This is a genomic window from Ktedonobacter racemifer DSM 44963 (genome assembly GCF_000178855.1).
Classification (GTDB): domain Bacteria; phylum Chloroflexota; class Ktedonobacteria; order Ktedonobacterales; family Ktedonobacteraceae; genus Ktedonobacter; species Ktedonobacter racemifer.
Genome location: NZ_ADVG01000001.1, coordinates 709,026 through 732,314, shown reverse-complemented (window position 1 = coordinate 732,314; position 23,289 = coordinate 709,026). Strand labels below are relative to the sequence as shown.

Genomic DNA, 23,289 nt, shown 5'->3' with positions numbered 1-23,289 from the left:
TTCATGATTGCTATTGTTGACTATGGAGCGGGCAATATTCATAGCATCGCCAAGGCCCTGGAGCACGTTGGCGGCGAGGTATGTGTTACCGACGAGGCGGCGGTGGTCTCGCGGGCTAGTGCCGTCGTCCTGCCCGGTGTGGGCTCGGGTGGCTCGGCCATGAAGCGTATGCGCGAGCGCGGTCTGGATGACGCCATTCGCGAAGCCACGCAGGTGGGCAAGCCATTTTTAGGTATCTGCCTGGGAATGCAACTTCTCTCTGAGCACCATGACGAAGGGGAGACGGCGGGCTTAGGCCTCTTCTCAGGCGAGGTGCGGCGTATTCCTCATGGTCCGAAGATCCCGCATATGGGCTGGAACCAGGTGCAACCACTGCGTGAGGACTTACCCATCTTCGCGGGCATCCCCAACGAGGCATATTTCTACTTCGCGCATTCGTATTACGTGGAGCCACGTGACCAGGCGGGTGTCGCGGGCGTGACCGAATATGGCTCGCCCTATTGTACCGTCATCGTCACTGAGCAGGTTTGGGGCACGCAGTTTCACCCAGAGAAGAGTGGCGTGATTGGCCTGCGTATGTTGCAAAACTTTGTGGATTGGACGAAACGCGTATGATTATTCTTCCCGCGATAGATATTAAAGATGGCCTGTGTGTACGCCTCTACCAGGGCGACTACGCGCAGGTGACGACCTATGGTCGTGATCCCGTGCAGGTCGCACAGCGCTGGCAGGAGGCCGGAGCGAGCTGGTTGCATGTCGTTGATCTGGATGGCGCGGCCCAGGGACGCCCCGTCAATACAGAGCTTATACAGCGAATGCGGCGAGAGACAACGCTGCAGATCGAGGTTGGGGGGGGCATGCGCAGCCTGGAGCAGATTGGGCAGGTGCTGGCCCTGGGCGTGGAGCGTGTCATTCTGGGTACGGTCGCACTGCGTGATCGTGCGCTGCTGGAGGCGGCGCTTGCGCGCTGGGGAGAGCGAATCGTGGTTGGCCTGGATGCGCGTGATGGCTTTGTCGCTGTCTCGGGCTGGTACGAGACCTCGCAGGTGCGCGCCACAGAACTGGCTGGCGAACTGTCCAGGCTGGGCGTGCGGCGCTTTGTGTACACCGATATCGCGCGCGATGGCGCGCTGAGCGGTCCCAATCTGCCCGCCTTGCGCGAGATGCAACAGGCGTCCGAGAGCGCGCTGATTGCCTCGGGCGGGGTCAGTTCACTTGAGGACCTGCGCGAACTGGCCCAATCAGGCGTAGAGGGCGCGATTGTTGGCAAGGCCATTTATACCGGCGCGGTCGACCTGGCGCAGGCGGTACGTGAGTTAGAGAAGGGAGCGTGATCAAAGGCTATGTTGACCAAGCGTATTATTCCCTGCCTCGACGTCGCCAATGGTCGTGTCGTCAAAGGAGTGAACTTTGTCAACCTGCGTGACGCGGGCGATCCCGTAGCCCTGGCGACCTTCTATAACGACGAGGGAGCCGATGAGGTGGTTTTTCTTGATATCACCGCCTCCTATGAGCAACGCGCGACCATGCTTGATGTGGTGCGGCGTACCGCCGAGCAGGTCTTTATCCCGGTCACCGTAGGCGGAGGTATCCGCACGGTAGAAGATATCCGTGCTACACTGGGGGCTGGCGCCGACAAGACCTCGCTGAACACCGCCGCGGTCCAGAAGCCTGAGCTTTTGCGCGCGGGAGCCGAGCAATTTGGCGCGCAGTGCATTGTGCTGGCGATTGATGCGCGGGCCAATTCCGCCATGCCCAGCGGCTACGAGGTCTTTGTACATGGTGGGCGCACGCCAACCGGGAAGGACGCCCTGGAGTGGGCGCAGTATGGTGTCGAGCTTGGCGCGGGCGAGATCCTGCTGACGAGTATGGATCGCGATGGCACCAAGCAGGGGTATGATTTGGCACTGACACGTAAGATCGCGAGCGCGGTAAGCGTCCCTGTGATTGCCTCGGGTGGCGTCGGCACGCTAGAGCATCTCTATGCTGGTTTAACGGAAGGGGAGGCCGATGCCGTCCTGGCTGCCTCTATCTTTCACTTTGGCGAGTATCGCGTACGCGACGCCAAGGCATATCTGCGTGAGCGTAATGTGATTGTGCGCCCAGCGTGAAACTTACATACTGAAAAAGCATGGGGCGTGCGAGCAACCTCAGGTTGCTCGCACGCCCCATGCTTTTTCAGTATGTAAATGTGTTAGATTTTAGGCGAGCAGGTCTTTGGCGTGGAGGTCGTCGAGGACGAGTTGGAGCACGGTAGAGCAGCGTGCGCGGTCGGCGTATGCCACAAAGGCAATCTCCTCGATCTCGCTACTGGCCTGGGGTTCTCCGTGGATCTTTGCGTTGTAGCAGGTTGTGCGCACGAGGGTCCCGGCGGCTTTCCCGTGTGCCTGTGCCTCAAAGGTGCCGAAGTAGTGTTCTGTCCCAGGCTCAAGCGAGACATTCAACTCTTCCAGTACCTCGCGACTGAGCGCGGCATAATCGCTCTCCCCAGCCTCGCGCTTGCCGCCAGGCAGATAGTACATATCTTTCCCCTGTGAGCGTGTCACCAGGAGCTTACCGTCCTGTAGATAGATAAGGGCTAATTTATCGATGAAATGTGTCTCTTGCATGGTGATACGATGCCTCCTGAATTCCTGAACAAGGAACCAGGCAGTATCATAGCAGAGGTATATGCGGGCTGTCCATAGCCCACCACTGGCGTACGCGGCTACTCGGTCTGAGTAGCCGCGTACGCCAGTAATGGGCCAAGCATTAACGCGTGGGCGTGGCATGGGCGATGAACTTGCGCACTCCTGGATCGCGGGGGAAGGCCTCGATGAGCACATGTTGGTATTCGAGGAGGCGGTTCATCAGCATTTTGGAGGAGAGCGTATGTACCTCTGAGGCTGCTTCCTGGGCTATCACCAGGCTGGCCTCTTTCTCGCGCTTTTTGGCATAGGCCTCCGCCAGGGGAATAAGAGTCAGGGCGCGTCGTGAGCGCCAGTGTTCCGGAAACTGAGCGAGAGATTGTTCGAAATGGGTAATGGCCTCGTTGTAGCGTCCATTCATCAACGTGCAGTTGCCTGCTATTTGATGCCAGGTCGCGGCGTCAAACTCATCATTAGGAGTCAGGGCTTTGAGCAATTGTCCTGAGGCTTCGAGCTTCTCCTGGACGATGGCATAGTCCTGGAGGATAGCCGCGTTGTAGGCCCAGTTCGCCAGTAAGTGTGCTTTGGAACAGAGAAACTCTTCGCCCTCCAGTTCTTCAATCAGGCGATAGGCCTCCTCGATATACTGGATAGCGCGACTGTAGCGACCCGCAAAGTTGGCGGCAATCGCCTGCCAGTTCCGGCTCTGAGCCTGGTGCCAGGGGTCTTGCGCCTCGGAGGCCGCGGCATAGGCCCGGGCATACATTTGTTCCTCGGCCTCGCTGGCATCCAGGTGATGGAGGGCCGAACCAATCAGGTTATAGATTGAGGCCGAGAAGATGGCGTGGATGCGTGGAGGGAGCAAGGTATGAATATAGTCCAGGAGCATACGCAGGGCATGACCAACGGCAAGAACCTGTTCGGGCCGGCTGGCGTGAGAGAATTGCCAGGCCTGGTTGACGCTATGCGTAAAGGATTCTTGCAATTGGAAACACTCGCTGGCAGACATATGCTCCTTGAGATGCAAGGAACCGATACCATAGTGTTGCAGCGCCAGGCGCACGGATGTGGGCATACCGCGCAGGCTTTGGGAGACGATGTGTAGTGATTCAAAGAGCGTTTCGGGCGTCCATTGCTGTTCGAAGGCTGAGGAGAGCTGACTCGCGCCAAGAATGAGCCAGAGTCCTGTCTGTTCCTGGAAGGGCGTCGTCGCGATGGGCGTGGCTGTTGTGTGAGTGGCGTGCCCCTCGTGCCGGGGATAGGTGTTAGTAGGGTCTAGCTCATGCAAGTGTGCAGGGGCTAGTGTCGGCGACGATGAAGCGGCTCGAGTTGTCAGTAATTTTTTTTGCCCACGCTCAGGGGTTATGGCCAATCCCAATTCTTGCGAGGTCATGCCAAAATAAGTGCATAAACGCCGGCGTGACTCCGCGTTGATGGAATAATTATGTTCCGCGCGCCAGATAGTGGCCGTACTCATACTCGTCTCCTGAGCCAGTTGTTCAATTGTCAGGTTGTAGCGAGTACGCGCGGTGCGCAGGGGATGGGTAGCTGCTTTCCTCATTTTCGACCTCTATGTCGTTAGCGATGCAAAGCACTGAAGATACGCTTATCTTTTACAGTATGTTATTTGTTCATAGCTGTCAAGTAAGCCACCCTACCTTCTTTAGCCTGTTCTTGGACTTTTCTATATTGTATAGGTATATCTCTCCTCTTCTAATGGGCTGTGATGTAGAGTGAAGATGCATCTCCTGCTGATTTCTATTCAGTTTTTTATCAATCACGCCGCCGAAATTGACTCGCTCCCAAATAAAAAGGTATATCAAGAAGAGAGTTAATTGTTTTGCATCTCCAAAGCAGGGAAGCAAGCTATGAAAGCGAGGAGGTCTATGTCTGCGCAAATGCTCCAACGTCGCAGTTGGTGGCAACAGGGACGTTTCACTCTCCCAATGGTTGTGTTATTAGTGCTCATATCGTGTCTCGCTATGGAATTTACGACTCACACCACGGCCCAGGCTGCCGGCACGGGCTACTGGCACACCAACGGATCACAGATCTTAGATGCAAATAATCAGCCGGTGCGTATCGCGGGCATTAACTGGTTTGGCATGGAAACGGCTAACTATGCGCCCCACGGACTCTGGACGCGTAGTTACAAGGACATGCTGGATCAGATCAAGAGCCTGGGGTATAATACCCTGCGCCTGCCCTATTCAAACCAACTCTTTGACTCTGGAAGCACCCCCAACGGGATCGATTACAATAAAAATCCCGACTTACAGGGTTTAAGTGGTATCCAGATTATGGACAAAGTGATTGGCTATGCCAGCCAGATTGGCTTACGGAGCATTCTGGACCAGCATCGCCCAGATTCTGGTGCGCAATCGGCCCTCTGGTACACTTCCGCGTATCCTGAGTCACGCTGGATCTCCGACTGGCAGATGCTGGCTCAGCGCTACAAGGGGAATCCCATGGTCATAGGTGCAGATCTGCACAACGAGCCGCACTCGCCGGCCTGTTGGGGCTGTGGCGACCAGACCGTAGATTGGCGTCTCGCCGCCGAGCGGGCGGGTAACGCGATCCTCTCGGTCAACTCCAACTGGTTAATCTTTGTAGAGGGTGTCGATTGCTTTGGACCGGGTGGTCAGGCCAGTGGCGACTGCTACTGGTGGGGTGGCAATCTCGAGGGAGCGGCGCAGTACCCTGTGACCTTGAATGTTGCTAATCGCCTCGTCTACTCCGCGCATGACTATCCCGCAAGTGTCTACAATCAGACCTGGTTTAGTGATCCAAACTATCCCAACAATCTGCCTGGCGTCTGGGATACGCATTGGGGCTATCTCATCAAGCAAAACATTGCTCCTGTCTGGCTGGGTGAGTTTGGTACGAGGCTGGCCACTACCTCGGATCAGCAGTGGCTCGCGACATTGACCAACTACCTGGGCAAAGGCGCGAGCGGCATTAACTGGACGTTCTGGTGCTTGAATCCAAATTCCGGCGATACAGGCGGCATCTTAAATGATGACTGGACGACCGTCAACCAGACGAAACAGGCCTATCTTACGCCGATTGAGTTCCCGCTTGATGCAAGCTCTGGTGGCGGTGGTACACCGACGCCCACTCCGACCACTACCAATACGCCGACGCCCACACCAACGACAACTACTACGCCCACACCCACACCGCCTCCTGGCTCGGCCTCTGTAAAAGTGTATTACAAAAATAATGACTCTAATCCCACCGACAACCAGATCAGGCCGGGGCTGGAGGTCACCAACACAGGGAGCAGCGCCATTAACCTGAGCGATATAACCGTTCGCTACTGGTATACCATCGATAGCAATGTCTCCCAGACGTACTCGTGTGACTATGCCCAGATCGGTTGCTCCAATATCAGCGCTAGGTTTGTAGCCGTCTCCCCGGCGCGTACAAACGCCGACTATTACCTGGAAGTTAGCTTTACCTTGGGCGCGGGAACGCTTGCCCCTGGCGCTAACACTGGTGATATTCAGAACCGCTTCAACAAGACTGATTGGAGTAATTACAACGAGAACAACGATTACTCTTACAGCCAGAGCACGACAAGTTATACGGCCTGGACGAAGGTGACTGCCTACTATAAAGGCCAGCTCATCTGGGGAACGGAGCCATAGACGAAGGGCCTTTCTTTCCCCTACCCTTCTAGCGCCCCTGCCCTGTCTCAAGACAGGGCAGGGGCTTTTTGTGTGCTCGAGGTTAACTATCAACATGGATAAAGTTTATCGTGTGCCGGGTCGATAGAAGAGAGCGGTAGATCGTGTTAGCTTTGTTCGTGGTGTGCCCCCTTGACAAATCGACGAGGAACCGACTATAGTAGTAGTTGTTGCTACTACTAAAGACGAAAGGGAGAGCGAACTGTGGTGGGCGCGATGATTGAAGAGCTAAAGCATCTGGGCTTTACCGGAGCGGAGGCGCAGGTCTACATCTATCTTTTGCAATATCCCAATGCAACGGGCTATGAAGTAAGTAAGGGGACCGGGCTGCCGCGTGCCAATACCTATCAAGCGTTGGAGACGCTGGTTACCAAAGAGGGCGTGATTGCTGTTACACCTGACCCGGTGCGTTACGCTTCGGTGCCGCCTGCGCAGTTGCTCAAGCGTATTCAGCAGAAGACGGCGCAGCGTTGTCACGATTTGGAGCAGCAACTCTCAGCCCTGGAGCAGCCTGACACTATTGGACACTTCTGGGAGTTGCGGGAGCGCCAGCGTATAGAGACGCGCCTCACCGAATTGATTGCGGGCGCGCAGCATCGGATCGCGGCCAGCCTCTGGGCAGAGGATGTCGAGCGCCTCTCGGGCGTCTTGCGCGCGGCGCGTGACCGTGGCTGTGTCATTATTTTGAACCTCTTTGGCGAAGTGGACGCGGATTTTGCGACCATCTACCGCCATGAGGTTCCTGAAAAGGTCGTAGGCGGCCATGTAGTCGCGCTGGCAATCGATTTTCAAGAGGCCCTGGTGGCCTCCCTGGATGTCCCGGCAAGCGGAGTGGTAACGCAGAACCGTACCATGGTACGTGTGGTGGAGAAGTTGATCCGAGACGAGGCCTACTTGGCCGCGATCTATGAGCAGTTCTCACAAGAGCTGGAGACGGCCTTTGGCACGCACCTGGTTCATTTACGTCGCCGCCTCCTGCCGCAGGCGGACGCCGAGCGACTGGTTGCTGTCACCAGGTTGGACGCGCAAACCCTGCATCTCTCATCCGAACTCGGGCGAGAAGTCAACACGGAAATGCTTTAATTGATAAGGAGCACTAATAGATTATGACTGCATCGGTAACTGTTGTAGTTGGTACACAATGGGGGGATGAGGGGAAGGGAAAGATTGTTGATCTCCTGAGCACAGAAGCGGACATGTGTGTTCGCTTCCAGGGTGGTGGGAATGCTGGTCATACCGTGATCAACGAGTATGGAACATTCAAGCTGCACCTGGTGCCCTCGGGCGTCTTTAATTCCCAGTGTCTCTCCATCCTGGGTACCGGCACCGTCATCGATCCGCCCGCGATGCTTGAGGAGTTGCAGGAGATCGCCTCCCAGGGTGTGAATATCGATAATGTGAAGATCTCTGATCGCGCGCACGTCGTTATGCCTTATCATAAAGTGCTAGACAAAGTCGAGGACCAGGCGCGTGGAGCGTATCGCGTAGATACAACCGGGCGTGGTATTGGCCCTGCGTATACCGATAAAGTAGGTCGCATCGGTATACGCATCAGCGATTTGCAGCAAGAGCAGGTGTTGCGCGACAAGCTGGCGATTATCCTGCGCCGGCATAATGCAGTGTTGACAAATGTATATGGTGAACAGCCGTTTGACCTGGAGCAACTGGTGGCTGAGGCCCTGACCTGGGGCGAGCAGCTCAAAGCGCGCATCGTAGACACGGTTCCTTTGATGCGAGCCGCCTTGCGCGATGGGAAGCGTATCATGCTCGAAGGCCAGTTGAGCGCCATGAAAGACATCGACTGGGGTTCCTATCCCTTTGTAACCAGCTCTTCACCTTCGGCTGGCGGTGCCGCGGTGGGCGCGGGCATCCCTCCACGCTATATTAATCGCGTGATTGGTGTTGCCAAGGCCTATAGCTCTCAGGTTGGCACGGGTCCCATGCCAACGGAGCTCCTGGACGAGCTGGGCGCGCACCTGCGTGAACTGGGCGGAGAGTTTGGCGCGACCACGGGCCGCTCCCGACGTATTGGCTGGTTTGACTCGGTCGTCACACGCTATGTCACCGAGCTTAATGGATGCACAGGCCTGGCTATTACCAAGCTAGATGTACTGGATACCTTTGCCAAAATTCCCGTCTGCACTGGCTATCGTTATCGCGGTGAGCTGATTACCGACCTTCCTGATCCATTGGCTCACGAGGCATGTGAGCCTGTTTATGAAGTGCTTCCTGGCTGGCAGCAGCCAACCAGAAGCATTCAGTCTTTGACGGGCCTGCCCTACAATGCGCGCGCCTACCTGGATCGCCTGGCCGAATTGACCGGTGTCCCCCTGCATAGCGTGGGCGTCGGTCCGCATCGTAACCAGACACTGCTGGCGTAAGGCTAGAGCTGATGAAGAGGGGCGTTGCCTGGGGCCTGTGGGCTACATGCAGCGTCCCTTCTGCTATCAAGAGCGTCTTCGTGCCTGCGAGCCGCGAAGAATATATTATAATATCTCTGGAATTTAAGAATAGAGATAGTTAGATACGAAGGAATTTGTAACATAATGAGTGAGCAAATACTCAATAAAGTGGCGTTGTGTATCGTGGCGCATGCCGACGATACCGAATTTGGCATTGCGGGAACGGTCGCGAGCTGGGTGCGTGACGGCTGGGATGTCTATTATGTTATTTGTACTGATTGTAGTGGTGGCGGTCCCGATGACGCTGAGGATCTTAGCCCGGCTGTCCGACAGCGCACGGTGGAGACACGCAAACTGGAGCAGCGTGCGGCGGCCCAGATTCTAGGCGTGAAGGATGTTATCTTCCTGGATTATCCTGATGGCCTGTTGCAGCCAACACTGGAGCTGCGTCGCGAGATTGTGCGCCTGATCAGGCAGTATCGCCCCTCGCGCCTCGTTTGCCAGTCGCCAGAGCGCTCCTGGACACCTACGATGATTATCCCGCGCTATCATCCCGACCACCTTGCGGCAGGGCAGGCCGCACTGGCGGCGGCCTATCCTGCCGCGCAGAATCCCTGGGACTTCCCCGAACTATTTGAGGAGGGGCTAAAGCCGCACAAGGTCTCAGAGATCTATATCACCGCCGCACCGGTCCTAAACCACTATATTGATATTACCGAGACCATGGATGTAAAACTGGAGGCCTTGCGCGCACATGAGAGCCAGGTAGGCCATAACCTGGAGTTTCTGGAACGAATGCTACGTGATGGCGCGGGCGCCCTGGGCGAGCCACACGGCTATACCTACGCCGAAGCCTTCCACCTGACCCGCAACGGCTAAATCTCTCGTAGAGAGCCTGCATACATAAAAAGTAAGTAGAAGAGGAGCGCTGGGGGTGCTGCCATGGCAGCACCCCCAGCGCTCCTCTTCTACTTGCGACCTTACCTTAACTGGTGCCCCAGATGTCGACCAGGTAGCGGTTCTGGGTACTCATCTCTTGTAGCCATTGATCAGCCTCCTGGCTGCTTTTACCAGTTTTTGCCTGGTATATCTGTTTATAGCTCTCGGCAACGGCGGGAACCATGCGGGTGGTATCGCCACATACATACGTAACCGCCCCCTGCTGTAGCTGATTCCAGATGGCATCCTGCTGCTCCAGTACCTTATCCTGGACGTAGACCCTGGGTTGTGACGCTACACGTGAGTAGACCGCGAATACCTTGACAATACCATTGTCTTCGCCGCGTTTGATCTCCTCTGGATAGAGCAGGTGTTGCGGATCGCGACAGCCAAAGAAGAGCAGGGCCGGTCCAATCTCTTTTCCGGCTTGCTTTTGCCGTCCTCGCTCCTGCAAGAAGCCACGGAAGGGCGATACCCCGGTGCCTGCCGCGATCATAATAATGGGCGTGCGTGGGTCCTCTGGGAGGTGGAAGGGACCATTAGTGTTCTGCACAAAGGCATAGACGATATCACCGGTGTGCTGATTGCGCAGGTAGCTGGTGCAGACGCCCTCGAAGGTGCCATGTCCTGACCAGGCGGGCCCCTGGACCATTCCCACGGAGAGGCTGCACTCATCGGGCTTGAGCAGAGGCGACGAGGAGATGGAGTAGTACCTGGGGCGTAAAGGTGTCAGGCAGTCCAGGAACACATTGAAAGGTATCGTACACGAGGGATATTCTTCGAGCAGGTCAATGAGCGATTTGTGTTGCTCAAGCACTTCTTTTTTGTAGGCCGCCTCGCTTTCTGAACCTGAGCCAACCAGCATTTCCAGGCGCGCGCGCTCACTATCATCATTGGTATATTCAAGCATCAGCTCGATATGGGTGCGTGTGGCGACGTCCTGGAGCTCGATATAATTGGCGAGCAGATCATAGACAGAGATGGGCTCCTCAACTGGTGCGGCGGGCTTGCGCTCATCATTGGCGTGGAGCTGGATAATTGTCTGACGATCAAACTGGAAATGGTCCGCGATGCGCGTTACCTGCTCCTCAGGATTGCTGGCCAGCACGCCCAGGTGGTCGCCTGTGCGATAGGGCATGTTTGGAGGTAACGAGACCTGGAGATGGCGTGTAGAGTCGCCATTGAGCGCATCTGGTTGATGTTGAACCAGCTCCCTGTTTTCCAGGATCGTCATTGGTTGTGCCCCGAAGGAGTTAATGAAGGGATAGGGATGTGGGCGGCGAATGATCTCGATATCGTAGCGCGGCCTATACTGGCGTTTGACCTCTTCCTGTGGTGTGAGCGAGAGGGCCTGGGCGACCGAGTTCCATAGCCCATTATACCAGGAGCGGAACTGCCCATCGAAATCGCCCGCGGCATCGCCCTCGCCCCGCTGATAGACACGCCTGGCCCCTGCCTGCTCAAGCGCGCTATCCAGCAACTTGGGAATGGCCTGGTAGGTGCCCGCCCACTCATGGTTGCCGCATCCAAAGATGGTATAATTTACTCCTTTTAGAGCATCTGGCGCGAGATCGCTCTGTAGCCACTGGCAAAATGCACTGGCATTATCGGGAGGCATGCCATTGTAGGACGAGGTGACAAGCACAACGAGACCCTCTTTGGGCAGCTTATCGACATAGTTGTCTAGCTCACCCACGGTGGCCTCAAAGCCACGGGCTGTGCCAGCCTCCGCGATACGATGCGCAACCTCCTCGGCTGTGCCAGTATTTGAGCCATAGAGCGCGAGTAGGGTCGTCTTCTGGGCTATCTTTTGCGGTACTTCAGGCTCGGGGTGTATCGCCTCGACCATGACCAGCTCTGTTTCACTGACGGTATCCTCGTCTAGAGGCGTGATAATGATGTGATCGATATCGGTGCGCGGCCTGACGCGCATATAGAAATCGGCGGGCTTAATGGTTAGCGCCTCACGAATCTTCAGCTGATAGATGCCGGTTGTGTAGGGATAGAAGCGCTGGAGCATCATACCCAGAACGAGTGTAGCTTCCTGGAGGGCAAACTCGCGCCCGATACAGGAGCGTTGCCCGGTGCCAAAGGGCTTGTAGGCATTGGCTGGACGCTGCTTCTCAGCCTCTGGATTGAAATGGTGGTCGGGATTAAAGATCTCCGCGTCGTCGCCCCAGATGCTGCGATCACGGTGGAGCATAGGCGTCAGCACGGTAATAGTGTCGCTGGGTTGAAGCTGATATTTGCCTGCCAGAGGGCGCTCCTCATAGGGGTAGCGATTAAACATTGGCGCGGTTGGGCAGAGACGAAGCGTCTCTTTCAGAATCTGCTTGATATAGACAAGCTGGTGAATCTGTTCGTATGTGGGGGTCTTCCTGGTGTCTCGGCCCAGGACGCGGTCGACCTCTTCATAGGCGCGATTGAGTACATCTGGATGGTGCAAGAGGAAGTAGGTCGCGAACGAGAGGAGTCCACTGGTCGTCTCATGCCCCGCGATCAGGAAGGTAATGATCTGATTGCGGATATTGACATCGTCGAGCTTCTCGCCTGTTTGTTTGTCTATCCCGTTCAACATGGCGTTGAGCAAGTCATTGTACTTCTGCCCCTCTGTCCCCATCATCTTGCGCTCTCTCACGAGCTGGTCGGCGGTCGATAAGAGGAGATCAAGGTCGGCCTGAAGCTGTCTGCGCTGGCGGAAGCGCAGCTTTTCTTCGATAGGTGGACGTGTCGCTCTTGCTGCGGTCGTGCTAAGGATATGCACCATCGCCTCGACGAATGGATGCATTTGCTCGCGAGTGATGGCGTGAAAATGGTAGCTGAAGCCACAGAGACCAATCGTCTCCAGGGTGACCCTGGTCATATCATCGGGAACATTAATGAGATCCTCAGGATTAAGGTGCTCCCATTTGGCCATCAGTTGTTCTGCGGCATCGACCATCATAGGTTCGTAGTTGCGCATGGCCTGAAGGCTGAAACTGGGCATAAGGATGGTGTGGGCCTTGCGCCAATTGGGGTCACTGGTATCCGCGGAAAAGAGGCCGCTACCAATAGCGCTACGCAGGTTGCGAACATTGACAGAGACGCGTTTATCAAAAAACTGATCGTTGCAGACCTCGTCGACGAGGGCAAAGCTAGAGAGAACGATACGCCTTGTGCCATCGGGCAGGGGGAGTTGGAAGATGGGACCATGCCGCTGGGCTTGTTTGATAAGATCGCGCACAGCCGACTCAGGATGAACTTCCTTCATATCGCCCATGGGGATGGTGTCTAGCTGGGATCGTAACATGACAAAAAGGCTCCTTCACGAGAGCGCTTCCCTGCATTAACGACGCAGCAAAGATGAGAGACTGCTTCTAAAGATCGTTGTATGTGCATGGTTTGTTCTCTCTATTTATGATACCTGGATCGCCATGACGTATGCTTTTTTTACGAGATTTGGGGCAATTTGCTACGCTACAGATAGATGCTGTGATGTTGTGGACTGGGGTGGCAGACTCTGATTATGTTTTCTGTTCGCAGAAAGGAGAGAGCGCTTTGGAGCATACAGACAGAGGGCGCCAGGTAACTTCTCTAGATCCGCGTTCCTTACAGGATCAACTTCTCTATCCGCATGCGTGTTTTACGGCCTTGCGCGAGAAGCATGGCCCGTTGATGTATAACAACGCGGCACGTTTCTGGGAAGCCTTTGACTATGAACTTGTGCATTTTATTGCGAATCAGCATGAATTATTCTCATCTGATAGCGTGAAATATGCCGCAGAACGTGGTGTTGATGAGTTCCAGAGCATGCTCAATACTGACCCACCGCGTCATCGCCAGCTGCGCTCGCTTGTCTCTCAGGCCTTCACGCCGCGTACGCTTGCTCAGCTTGCCCCACGTATTGCCGAGATTACCCAGAGTTTGCTTGATGATGTGATCGAACGTGGCAGAATGGATGTGATCGCTGACCTCTCGTTTCCCCTGCCAGTGATCGTCATCGCGGAGTTACTAGGGGTTCCCTCTGAGGATCGTGTGCAATTTAAGCAGTGGTCGGATGAACTAGTGATGGGAGAGTATGGCGAGTTTGCCAGCGAAGAGCGCGAGGAGTATGAGCGTCGTGCGCGTGAGCGCTTCCGTAAGACGCTGGATACCATTTATGATTACTTTCGCGTGGTCATCGCCCAACGGAGGCGCGAGCCGCGTCATGACCTTATTAGCGAGCTGATCGCTGCTCAGATCGAAGGTGAGTATCTAACAGAACAGGAACTGCTTAGCTTCTGTGCGCTCCTGCTGGTCGCGGGCAATATTACGACCACCAATTTGATTGGCAATGCCATCCTCTGTTTCGATGAGCATCCCGAGGTTATGGAGCGCTTACGACGGGAGCCTGACTTCATGCCCGCCGCAATTGAGGAAGTCCTACGCTATCGCTCGCCAGTGACGGGGATTGGACGCTTCGCGACCCAGGATATTATCCTACGTGATCGGCATATTCGCCCGGGTGATTTCGTTATTGGCTGGGTCGCGTGCGCCAACCACGATCCCGCGCAGTTTCCTGAGCCTGGAACGTTTGACATTACGCGTACACCCAATCGCCATGTCTCCTTTGGCCACGGCATTCACTTCTGTCTTGGAGCGCCGCTGGCACGCCTGGAAACAAAGATTGCCCTGAACATTATGCTTGAACGTCTGCATGCTTTGCGACGTAATCACGATCTGCCGCTCCCTCCGGCGCATAGCTCCTTCATCTATGGCGCAAAGTCGCTGCCTATTCTCTTTGAGGAACGCTAAACAGAGCATCAATAGGGGATACTGAAACCTCCCCGGCATGAATGCGCGGGGGTTCCTGTTGCTCACCCACCGTTTCCTTGCTCACCTGACGGAGAACAAGGCTCTTGGTGGGGATAAGCAGGACTTTCGAGCCGACGCGCTCGGGCACGGACAGCTTTCCCAGAAGCCAGCAAGCCCATGCTTCGGGGCAGCACTTGCCCCTCATTCGCACGTTGTTGCAGCCCCTCCATCACGGCTCGCAGGCGCGGCTCCGCACCTTCCCAGACGTGCTGGGTGACAGAGGGGATGGTGTGTTCCGGTTCCAGGTGGGCCAGCAAAAAGGCCGAGTACAAATCGCGTTGCACCGGCCCCAAGCCGCAAGGGCAGTGGTGCCAGCGTTGTGATCTCGGTTTCTTCACATACCGCCCACAGTGATGGCAATACTGACTCAGTTTGGTCTTGAAAGCAGAAACTTCGCCCAGGGTGCCGCCAGTTTTTGCAACTATGCGGGCCAAATGCGCTAGAAACAGCCCTGGGCGCGAAGTCCAATGCTTTTCCCATACTGCTTCTGCCATCCTTTGAACGAGGTTTTTTCGATGGTGATGGTATTACCCACCTGGGCAATGCGATGCGCGAGGTTGCCATGGAGACTTTTGCGGTGCGCGGCGAGTCTGCGCTCCAGGTTGGCATGCTGTCTCCAGGTTGCTTGATACCTCTTGCTCTCTTTCCAGGGCAAGCGTGCTTTGCCCTGTTTCTTGATGCGTCCCATCTCGTCGTAGTTTCCTGGATTGTTTGCACGGCGCTGTCGTTCCATCCTGCGTTGCAAGCGCCGCTTTTGTTGAGCATCAGGAACCAGCCCCTCACAGAACGCCACAAGATCGGCGTCGCCATCGCGCGGGACAATCGCCAGCGTGGAGGGGCCAATATCCAAACCAATCGTATCGGTTCTTCCCTCCATGTGCTTGGGCTTGACGAACGCATGACCCTCTCGCGACCAGTTGCACGACATAGCGGTTGCCGTCATGGTCAGCGCCCTGTGCTCGTGGAGAGGAGGCTTTGCGGCGGACCAGGCGCACATACTTGATGGGGTGGTGCAGACCATGCTGGACAACAGGATCACGCCAGTCGATGATCGCCGGGATCACTTCTGTATTCCAGAGGAGAAAGCCTCCATCGCCCACACCTGGGTCAAGGAGAAAGCGCAGGCCAACATCGTTGCGCTTGCCCTCGACGCTATCGATGCCGCGCCCTTGACTGCGAAAGCGGACTCGTTTGGCTTTGCCCACACAGACGCTACTCTACCGCGTGATACGCCCGGCTTGCCAGTGTTTGGGCCATGGTACTGTCAATGTGATCAGCGATCCAGGAGGCACGAGCACGTTTCGCGTACTCATGCAGGGCGTACTCCGAAAAGTGATGCTTTGTACGCACATGAGAAAACGCCTGAGTTCGTTCTTGCCTGTGAGTACGAGGAATGGCACAGGCTTTGCTCCAGGCAGGATCGTTACGCATCCGCCTGAGTCGCTTGTTGGCTTCTCCAAGCAGCGCGTTATACAGCTGCCGAGCAGCCTCCAAGTGAGCGCGCAAGCGCTGCTCCTGGCTCCAGTCCACGTGCAGGGGCACTTCGAGGAGAAACGTTGGGGTCGCGGGCTCGCTTCATGGGTTGCTCAGCCTCTCTCTGTCTTTTTGCATGGGGTGCACATGCAAAAGCTCACGTCCCCTGCCATCTGCGCAAAACGATCGCGTCCCGACCCGATCAGCACCGTTTTCGCCGCATCGTCCAGTCTCGCGTTCCCACAGGGGGAAGACGAGGTTCTCTCGTCCGACTCACCCCCGCATCAGTCCCGTTGCTGGGAATGTCGGCCACCGACGAGAGTGCGGTGCCGATTACGGCAAGTTAGAACAAGTGTACTGCAATCAGCGACTCCTGTCAAGTTTGGAGAAACCATCCTCGATTGCTCCCCCACCTCCCCCCCAAACAAGGAACGGCTTTTCATCCCCCGGATGGAATCGCGGGGGCTTTCAAGCCCAACTTTTTGTAAGAAGGGGAGGCGTGAGGTGCCAGGCGACCACCTGGCACCTCACACCTCTACATCTCCCTTGAGCGCTGCAGGCACGACGTCCTGGATGGTGGCTCAATCGCCCAGTGTTTAGTTGAAGATGGGCGTGTAGTGAAGCGTACCGCTATAGCTCTGTCCAGGAGCGACCTCAAGCAGATGCGCCATCTGATGCTCGCGCTCGCCCTGGTTGTGGAGGTTAATGGCATCAGTTGAGCAGGTCTGATGCTCGACACAGAGGTAAGAGGTGCCTGGAGGCGCGTATATGACAATATGCGTAAAATCGTCACTGGCGGTAATCCGTAGTTGCAAGCCACGCTTCTTATAGTCTATGATTGCCGCTTCGCCTGGATGGGCCTGGGTGTAGACATGGTCCAGGTTCAGACACGAGACTGGACGACCCTGGCGTAGATCATACATAGCGTACATCAGCTTCCCAACCTCAAAGATGCGGCCTGTTGGCAGCAAGGCATCATCGGCCTCCATCACTGCGTCCGCTGGTAGCGTAACGTAGGTCTCTTGTGCGCCGTCAAAGACCGGGAAGTAGGGGTGGAGCGCAAAGCCAAAGGGGAGATCGTGTGTGTCTTTGTTCTCTACTTTATAGGTAATGTCGATGCCCTGGTGGGTGAGGATATAGGTCAGTGAGAGACGGCTGCGGAAGGGATAGGCCGCAAAGTGGGGACTCTCAGGCGTCTGCTCAATGTAGGTGGTGACGCTAACGCTATCGCCTTTGATGATGGGTTGCTCATATTGCCATACCTGGTCAAGGACCAGGCCATGCACCAGGGCTTTATCTGTCTCAACCCGCTTTACATCCTGTAGCGAATAGTTTTTTCCCTGATAGCTATAGCGCTTGTCGCGTACACGATTGGGGAGAGGCCAGAGCACAAAGTTGCCAATAAACTGCTTTTGTTTGAGGAGTTCACTCTCATAGTAGATAAGATCGAGTGCTCCAACGCGAAAGCGAAACAAATTGCTTCCCAGTTGAGGCGCAATGCCTACCTCCATGCTGTGGGTAGCGTCGTCTTTATCTGTGTAGAGAAGTGAAATAACGGTTGTGTTAATTTCGGGATCAATGCCTATTCGTGCTCCAAAGGGACTCTTCACTCCTTGCTTCATGGTATCACTTGCTCGCTGCTGGTCTGTCATAAGGACCCTTTCTAAACATGTTTCATGTCTTCCTAACATGGAAAGCTCTGCTGTTGGCATACCAATCGTGAAAAAGCGCGTGTGCTCCTGTTGTTTCAGCCTCAGCTCGCTGAGCGAATCCTCGGGGTAAGGGGATGTGCCATAACATGCGTTTGCAAGTAGTATATGCTATGCCCTCTCCCCTGTTCAAATCGCTGTTTGCCAGCTGCGCAAGGCGCATCACGTAACCCCACTCTAAGAGGAGGTCGCTTCGTGCCAGACCACATCTTTTTACCCCTACGAGCCGTGTAACGACGAGAAAGTTTGTCACAAAAAGCAAGCTGCAACGATTATTATATACGGCTTTTAATCTATGGGTCATTTGACACATGCTTTTCTATTATCAGTGCCCTATACTACACCGACTCCTGGTGTAGCATATTTCTGGAAAGCTAAATATATATGAATTCGCGAAAAATACTTTTGAGTGTACTTCTGATTGCGATGGTTCTCTTTCTTGTCGCTATGGGAACGTTTGTGTATTTCTCGTTGAACGCTGCGCCTACGATTGCTGCGGCTCAGGCGACGCCAACGCCGGAGCCAACACCTTCACCAACGCCATCTCCCACGCCTTCACCAACGCCATCGCCAACCCCAACTCCTATCATGAATGGGAGCAGCGCATATATCATAGACAATGCCAATAATCGTGTCCTCTTCGACAGCGATAGTCAGAGAAGCGTTCCGATCGCCAGTACCACCAAGATTATGACCGCGGTCGTGACGATCGAGAATAGTAACCTGGATCAGATTGTCACGGTGCAGCAGGCGGACCTGGACCAGTTACCCCCTGAGGCGAGCGTGGCCCAACTGCATGTGGGTGATTATTTACGCATTCGCCACTTGCTCTATGGGCTACTCCTCCCTTCGGGTAGCGACGCTGCTTTAACCCTGGCGCGTGTAGTGGGTGGCTCGACCGATGGCTTTGTTGCCATGATGAACGCCAAGGCCCAGGCGCTCGGCCTGGCACATACCCATTTTTCCAGCCCACACGGTGTTATTCCTGATGGGAACTATTCAAGCGCACAGGACCTGGTGAAGCTCGCACGCTATGCTATGCGTTACCAGATTTTCGCCGAGATTGTGCGGCAGACCGAGTATCATATTCCTCCTACACAATATAACCGGCGCTACGACTGGTATAACACCAATCAACTGCTCACAAGCTATTCAGGAGTGATCGGGATTAAGACCGGCTCAGGGAGCGGCGCTGGCTATTGCGTCGTTTTCGCCGCTGTACGCAATAATCGTCTGCTCTATGGCGCCGAACTGGGTGCTCCTGGTAGTTTTGATGTTCTCAACAGCGACGTCACACGTCTGCTTGATAAGGCCTTTGCAAGTTAGATATAGGTGAAGTACCCCACGCCTAAAGGCGGGGGCTTCGACAGTGGTCGGCACCCTCCTTGGAGGGAACCGATCTCTGTGGGGCGCTTCCCACCCCGACCACCTTCCTGGTGGCTTTGCGTTTCTTGCGTTCGCGAATGGGTCCGTGCAGCTCATAGCGGCGCAGGATGTTGAGAGCGGCATTCTCATCGCGATCTAACTCAGCCCCACACGTGGGACAGGAATGCCATCGCACCGAGAGGTCTTTGGGGACCAGGACCCCGCAGCCACTGCACAGCTGACTCGTTTGCTGGGGCGCCACCTTCACCACCATGCCGCCAGCCTCTTCCGCTTTGCAGGCACACAGTGTGATGAACCGACCCCAGGCCGCATCCAGGATACTCTTGTTGAGGCCACCTTTGGCTGCCGCTCCATTGGGCAGATAGTGCGTCACCGCCGCTGCCGTGCCACTGTTGCTCCCCTGCAGAGGTGCAGGGGCTTCCGCAGGTTTGGGTTTGGGTCTTGCCGTCATATTGGGGATCTGCAACGCTTCAAACACCAGCATCCCATACTGATTGACCAACTGGCGCGACGCCTTATGCAGGAAGTCCTGTCGACGATGGCGCACCTTGCGGTAGAGTCGCGTCAAGGCACGCTTGGCTCGGGCGCGTCGATGACTGCCCCGCTTACGCCGAGAGAGCCTGCGATGGGCCTCCTTGATCTGCTGCTCGGTGGAACGGTAGATGCGCGGATTGGCGATCTGCTCGCCTGTGGAGAGCGTGGCATAGGAGGTAATGCCCATATCAATGCCCACCGTCTTCGTGGAGGGATGCACCGGCGTTGCACCAATGGCCTGCTCCACGCTGAAAACCGCATACCATTGGTCGCCATCGTGTTTGATGGTGCAGCCTTTGATGGTGCCTTTGATGGGTCGATGCATCACCATCTTGAGATGCCCGATCTTCGAGAGCTTCAACCGACAGGTTTTCTTCTTCTTGGTGTCATGGGACGTGAGGGCGCCGATGATCTCATAGCCACTCTGCGGATAGGTGAAGGAGCGATAGCGCGCGTTGGATTTATAGCGTGGATAGCCTGGGGTCTGCCCCTCATCAACGCGCCGAAAGAAGGCCTTCATGGCTTTATCGAGGCGTCTCAATACATCCTGTTGGACCTGGGAATAGATCTCCTGATACTCGGGACGCTCCTCTTTGAGCTGAGGCAATTGCTCGGATTGCATGCCATAGGAGACCGAGATGCCTGCCATTTTGTAGGCGGCGGTGCGTTCTTCCAGGCTCGCATTGTAGAGCTCTTTACAGCGCCGAAGCGTCCAGAGAAGGGTGCCTTCTTGCTTGCGGGTGGGATACAGGCGATAGACAGAGGCTTTGACGCGCACCGGCAACGCTGTCTCATCTGGCTGTCGCTCTGGTGTCTCCCTCGCATCTTCCATGTATCCCCTCCTCTCACGGCATTTCTGCTCACTTCGGTGCTGAGATCTTGTTACAGGTATAGAACAGGATTTCAAGAAGCAGTATACAGAAGCCTCGCGTTTCTGTCAAGCCCTCGCTTTTCTTTGTTGTCCCAACCAACTCCCACAAGGAACGGCCCTTGTATCCCCATGGCTCAAGCCAGGGGTTTTACGGGCCGGTTTGATAAAAACTGTCATGAGGAAGAAGCCAAGCCTGCTTAGCCTCTTCCTCATGACGGCTACACTCTTGTCTCTAGGCTTCGAGGAGAGAGGCCTCCAGGAGAATCTCAGTGCCAGCTAGCGCCTTGGAGACGGGGCAGGAGCGCTCGGCCCTTGTTGCGATCTCCTGGAAGGTGGCGGCATCAATTCCAGGAACGACGGCCTCTGTTTTGAGGTCAATGCGTGGGATGATAAACTCACCACCACGCTGGGAGAGGCGCACCTGAGCGGTTGTATGAATGCGTGTAGGCTCATGACCCGCCGCGCCAAGGGCCATGGAGAACGCCATTGTGAAGCAGCCCGCGTGGGCCGAGGCCAGCAGTTCTTCAGGGTTGGTCTCAGCTCCGGCATCCATACGGGTGCGCAACGAATAATCGCCCTCAAACGCGCCACTCGCGAGCTTAATATGCCCATGTCCGCTCTGGACGTTGCCCTGCCATTCAACATCTGCACTGCGAAATGCCATGATCAAATTCTCCTGTGAACTTGGCTACCTACTAGAAGGTAGATATATATCAAAAAAATTTGTGCCTTGTCTACTTTTGCAAATCTGAAGACACCTGGAGCGCGATGGCGCGGAAACGCTCGGGATCCTGGTAGGTTCGAGCAGCAATCATCGCACCTTGCATAGCGGCCACGACGCTCTGAGCCTCGATCTCTGGGTCACCTCCAAAAGTAAAGATACCCTTCGCTCGCCCGCTCGTCAGCAGCGCAGAAAACCAGGTTGCCTGGTCGCGGAAGTAGCCCTGAACCTCGTCTCGTACATTCTCAGGTAAGGTCGGAAGCTCAGCGGCAAAGAGGGTACAGAGGCAGAAGAAGTTCTCCTCCCTCATTTGCTTGTGTACCTGCTTAATGTACATAGCGAGCTGGCGCCTGGGATCATCGCTTGCCTGCTCAATCTGGTTGAGGCCCTGCTGCACCAGCGCGCGATAATAGACCACGACCGCGCGCCCAAGGTCGCTTTTATTGGGAAAATGATAGTGGATACTGGCCTTCCGGATCTCTAGCCGCTCAGTAATGTCGGCGTAGCTGAAGGCGTTGTATCCGCGCTCGATCATGAGCGCTAGCGAGATCTCGATAATTTGTTGTGCGGTATTTACCTGTGTCTTCATTACCTTAAGTCTACCATCTAGTAGGTAGAATGTCAAGAGGGAAGGTTTGACAGAACAAATTCGTCCAGTTATGATGCTTTCGAGGCCGTTAATCGATGGTGCCTAAAGAATGAATATCTGAGCCATACATGTGTTATTGTTATAGTAACTAGCCAGTGGAGGGATGGATATATTATGAAGCGTGTTGTAGTGACAGGTATGGGGATGGTGACATCCCTGGGGCATACGCTTGAAGAGACCTGGGAGGCGCTCTGTCAGGGTCGCTCGGGTATTGGCCCTATTAGCAGCTTTGATGCCAGTGAGTACCTGGTACGCTTTGCAGGCGAGGTGAGGGACTTTGATGCCAGCCAGTATATGGAGCGCAAGGAGATCCGCCGCAATGATCCTTTCACGCACCTGGCGGTCGCGGCATCTCGCCAGGCGCTTGCCCAGGCTGGCCTGGAGATCACTGATCAGCTCGCACCTGATGCGGGCGTCTGTATTGGTAGCGGCGTGGGCGGCTTTATCAGCCTTCATGAACAGTTCGCGGTCCTGCACGAGAAGGGACCCTCTCGTGTCAGCCCATTTCTCATTCCCATGATGATGCTCAACGCGGCTCCTGCCATGGTCTCGCTATTGACCGGGGCGCGTGGACCCGTATGGGCCGCGGTCTCCGCCTGCGCGACCAGTGGTAATGCGCTTGGCGAGGCCTGGGAGACTATCCGTCGTGGAACGGCGAAAGTCATGCTGGCGGGCGGCTCCGAAAAAGCTGTCACTCCTCTCGGGATGGCCTCCTTCGCTAATATGCATGCCTTGTCGCGCCGCAACGACGACCCTCAGCGAGCCAGCCGTCCATTCGACGCCGAGCGAGATGGCTTTGTGATGGGTGAGGGCGCGGGCATGCTGGTGCTGGAGGACCTGGACTTCGCCCTGGAGCGTGGCGCGCCCATCATCGCGGAACTGGTTGGCTATGGCTCAACGGCGGATGCCTATCATATTACTGAACCCGCCCCGGGAGGAGAGGGACTAATACGCGCCATGCAGCGTGCTTTACAGAGCGCGGATCTGCGTCCTGAACAGGTCGATTATATCAACGCGCATGGCACCTCGACGCGTTTCAATGACTCTACGGAGACGCAGGCCATCAAGGCCTGTTTCGGCGAGTATGCCTATAAGCTGGCGGTAAGCTCGACAAAATCCATGCTGGGGCACACCTTTGGCGCGGCTGGCGCCATTGAAGCCGTCATCTCTGTTCTCAGTATCGTGCATGGCATTATGCCGCCAACCATCAACCTGGAGCATCCTGATCCCGAGTGTGACCTGGATTATATCCCCAACGAGGCCCGACACGGAGAGGTCAACGTTGCTCTCTCTAATTCCATGGGCTTTGGTGGGCATAATACATCCCTGATTTTTCAGCGTTATCAGTAATCTGTAGGGTCCAAGCTGGCTTGGACTCTTCGGCCCGCAGGCCGATACCCAGGCGCGGGAGGATCGCTGCGCTCGGAAGTCCATGCAAGCATGGACCCTACAAGCT

At 55.7% G+C, this 23,289-nt stretch carries 17 protein-coding genes and 1 pseudogene; 10 read left to right on the top strand and 8 right to left on the bottom strand.

The genetic code is table 11. From position 1 onward, the window contains the following. The first annotated feature begins 3 nt into the window (after nt 1-3). The 3 genes from hisH to hisF are packed head-to-tail and all read left to right on the top strand — an operon-like array spanning nt 4 to nt 2,111. A complete protein-coding gene (gene hisH / locus KRAC_RS03425; RefSeq protein ID WP_007904523.1) occupies nt 4-615 on the top strand; it encodes an imidazole glycerol phosphate synthase subunit HisH in 612 nt (203 codons plus the stop codon). Continuing rightward, entirely contained in the window at nt 612-1,334 is a 723-nt protein-coding gene (gene hisA, locus KRAC_RS03420) for a 1-(5-phosphoribosyl)-5-[(5-phosphoribosylamino)methylideneamino]imidazole-4-carboxamide isomerase (RefSeq protein ID WP_007904521.1), read from the top strand. Before hisH ends, hisA begins: the two co-directional genes overlap by 4 nt. A gap of 9 nt (nt 1,335-1,343) precedes the next feature. Beyond that, nucleotides 1,344-2,111 (top strand): imidazole glycerol phosphate synthase subunit HisF, encoded by a 768-nt coding sequence (hisF, locus tag KRAC_RS03415; RefSeq protein WP_007904519.1) that lies wholly within the window; start codon nt 1,344-1,346, stop codon nt 2,109-2,111. 90 nt (nt 2,112-2,201) lie between these two features. On the opposite strand, the gene KRAC_RS03410 is transcribed toward hisF, so the two are convergent. Together KRAC_RS03410 and KRAC_RS03405 are read right to left on the bottom strand one after the other, a co-directional pair. Further along, nucleotides 2,202-2,609: an NUDIX hydrolase gene (locus KRAC_RS03410; RefSeq protein ID WP_007904514.1), complete on the bottom strand. Its 408-nt coding sequence runs from the start codon at nt 2,607-2,609 to the stop codon at nt 2,202-2,204. A gap of 142 nt (nt 2,610-2,751) precedes the next feature. Further along, nucleotides 2,752-4,188, bottom strand: coding sequence for a helix-turn-helix domain-containing protein (locus tag KRAC_RS03405; RefSeq protein ID WP_007904513.1), 1,437 nt, complete (start codon nt 4,186-4,188; stop codon nt 2,752-2,754). A 385-nt stretch (nt 4,189-4,573) separates the two neighbouring features. On the opposite strand from KRAC_RS03405, the gene KRAC_RS03400 reads away from it, so the two are divergent. From KRAC_RS03400 to KRAC_RS03385, 4 genes are all read left to right on the top strand, one after another. Next, nucleotides 4,574-6,277 (top strand): cellulase family glycosylhydrolase, encoded by a 1,704-nt coding sequence (locus KRAC_RS03400; RefSeq protein WP_040442746.1) that lies wholly within the window; start codon nt 4,574-4,576, stop codon nt 6,275-6,277. Nucleotides 6,278-6,520: 243 nt separating this feature from the next. Next, the gene (locus KRAC_RS03395; protein WP_007904510.1) at nt 6,521-7,399 is read left to right on the top strand and encodes a TrmB family transcriptional regulator; all 879 of its coding nucleotides are present in this window, start codon (nt 6,521-6,523) and stop codon (nt 7,397-7,399) included. A gap of 23 nt (nt 7,400-7,422) precedes the next feature. After that, nucleotides 7,423-8,697, top strand: coding sequence for an adenylosuccinate synthase (locus KRAC_RS03390; protein ID WP_007904508.1), 1,275 nt, complete (start codon nt 7,423-7,425; stop codon nt 8,695-8,697). Between the two features lie 165 nt (nt 8,698-8,862). Further along, nucleotides 8,863-9,597, top strand: coding sequence for a PIG-L deacetylase family protein (locus KRAC_RS03385; RefSeq protein ID WP_007904507.1), 735 nt, complete (start codon nt 8,863-8,865; stop codon nt 9,595-9,597). A gap of 106 nt (nt 9,598-9,703) precedes the next feature. Here KRAC_RS03385 and KRAC_RS03380 read toward each other — a convergent pair whose 3' ends face one another. After that, nucleotides 9,704-12,946, bottom strand: a complete 3,243-nt coding sequence (locus KRAC_RS03380) for a bifunctional cytochrome P450/NADPH--P450 reductase (RefSeq protein WP_007904506.1) — start codon at nt 12,944-12,946, stop codon at nt 9,704-9,706. A gap of 248 nt (nt 12,947-13,194) precedes the next feature. On the opposite strand from KRAC_RS03380, the gene KRAC_RS03375 reads away from it, so the two are divergent. After that, the gene (locus KRAC_RS03375; RefSeq protein ID WP_052567932.1) at nt 13,195-14,430 is read left to right on the top strand and encodes a cytochrome P450; all 1,236 of its coding nucleotides are present in this window, start codon (nt 13,195-13,197) and stop codon (nt 14,428-14,430) included. A gap of 62 nt (nt 14,431-14,492) precedes the next feature. Here KRAC_RS03375 and KRAC_RS65240 read toward each other — a convergent pair. Continuing rightward, nucleotides 14,493-16,032, bottom strand: a pseudogene (locus KRAC_RS65240) (nuclease/transposase family protein). 527 nt (nt 16,033-16,559) lie between these two features. Then, complete coding sequence (locus KRAC_RS03350; protein WP_007904503.1) at nt 16,560-17,615, bottom strand: aldose 1-epimerase; 1,056 nt, start codon at nt 17,613-17,615, stop codon at nt 16,560-16,562. A 441-nt stretch (nt 17,616-18,056) separates the two neighbouring features. On the opposite strand from KRAC_RS03350, the gene KRAC_RS03345 reads away from it, so the two are divergent. Continuing rightward, on the top strand, nt 18,057-18,998 hold the full coding sequence (locus tag KRAC_RS03345; RefSeq protein ID WP_007904502.1) for a D-alanyl-D-alanine carboxypeptidase family protein: 942 nt from the start codon (nt 18,057-18,059) through the stop codon (nt 18,996-18,998). A 22-nt stretch (nt 18,999-19,020) separates the two neighbouring features. Here KRAC_RS03345 and KRAC_RS03340 read toward each other — a convergent pair whose 3' ends face one another. From KRAC_RS03340 to KRAC_RS03330, 3 genes are all read right to left on the bottom strand, one after another. Beyond that, nucleotides 19,021-20,424, bottom strand: a complete 1,404-nt coding sequence (locus tag KRAC_RS03340; RefSeq protein ID WP_007904501.1) for an RNA-guided endonuclease InsQ/TnpB family protein — start codon at nt 20,422-20,424, stop codon at nt 19,021-19,023. A gap of 271 nt (nt 20,425-20,695) precedes the next feature. After that, nucleotides 20,696-21,127: an OsmC family peroxiredoxin gene (locus KRAC_RS03335; protein ID WP_007904500.1), complete on the bottom strand. Its 432-nt coding sequence runs from the start codon at nt 21,125-21,127 to the stop codon at nt 20,696-20,698. A gap of 70 nt (nt 21,128-21,197) precedes the next feature. Beyond that, a complete protein-coding gene (locus KRAC_RS03330; protein ID WP_007904494.1) occupies nt 21,198-21,773 on the bottom strand; it encodes a TetR/AcrR family transcriptional regulator in 576 nt (191 codons plus the stop codon). Between the two features lie 174 nt (nt 21,774-21,947). On the opposite strand from KRAC_RS03330, the gene fabF reads away from it, so the two are divergent. Further along, a complete protein-coding gene (gene fabF, locus KRAC_RS03325) occupies nt 21,948-23,183 on the top strand; it encodes a beta-ketoacyl-ACP synthase II (protein ID WP_007904492.1) in 1,236 nt (411 codons plus the stop codon). The last annotated feature ends 106 nt before the right edge of the window (nt 23,184-23,289 follow it).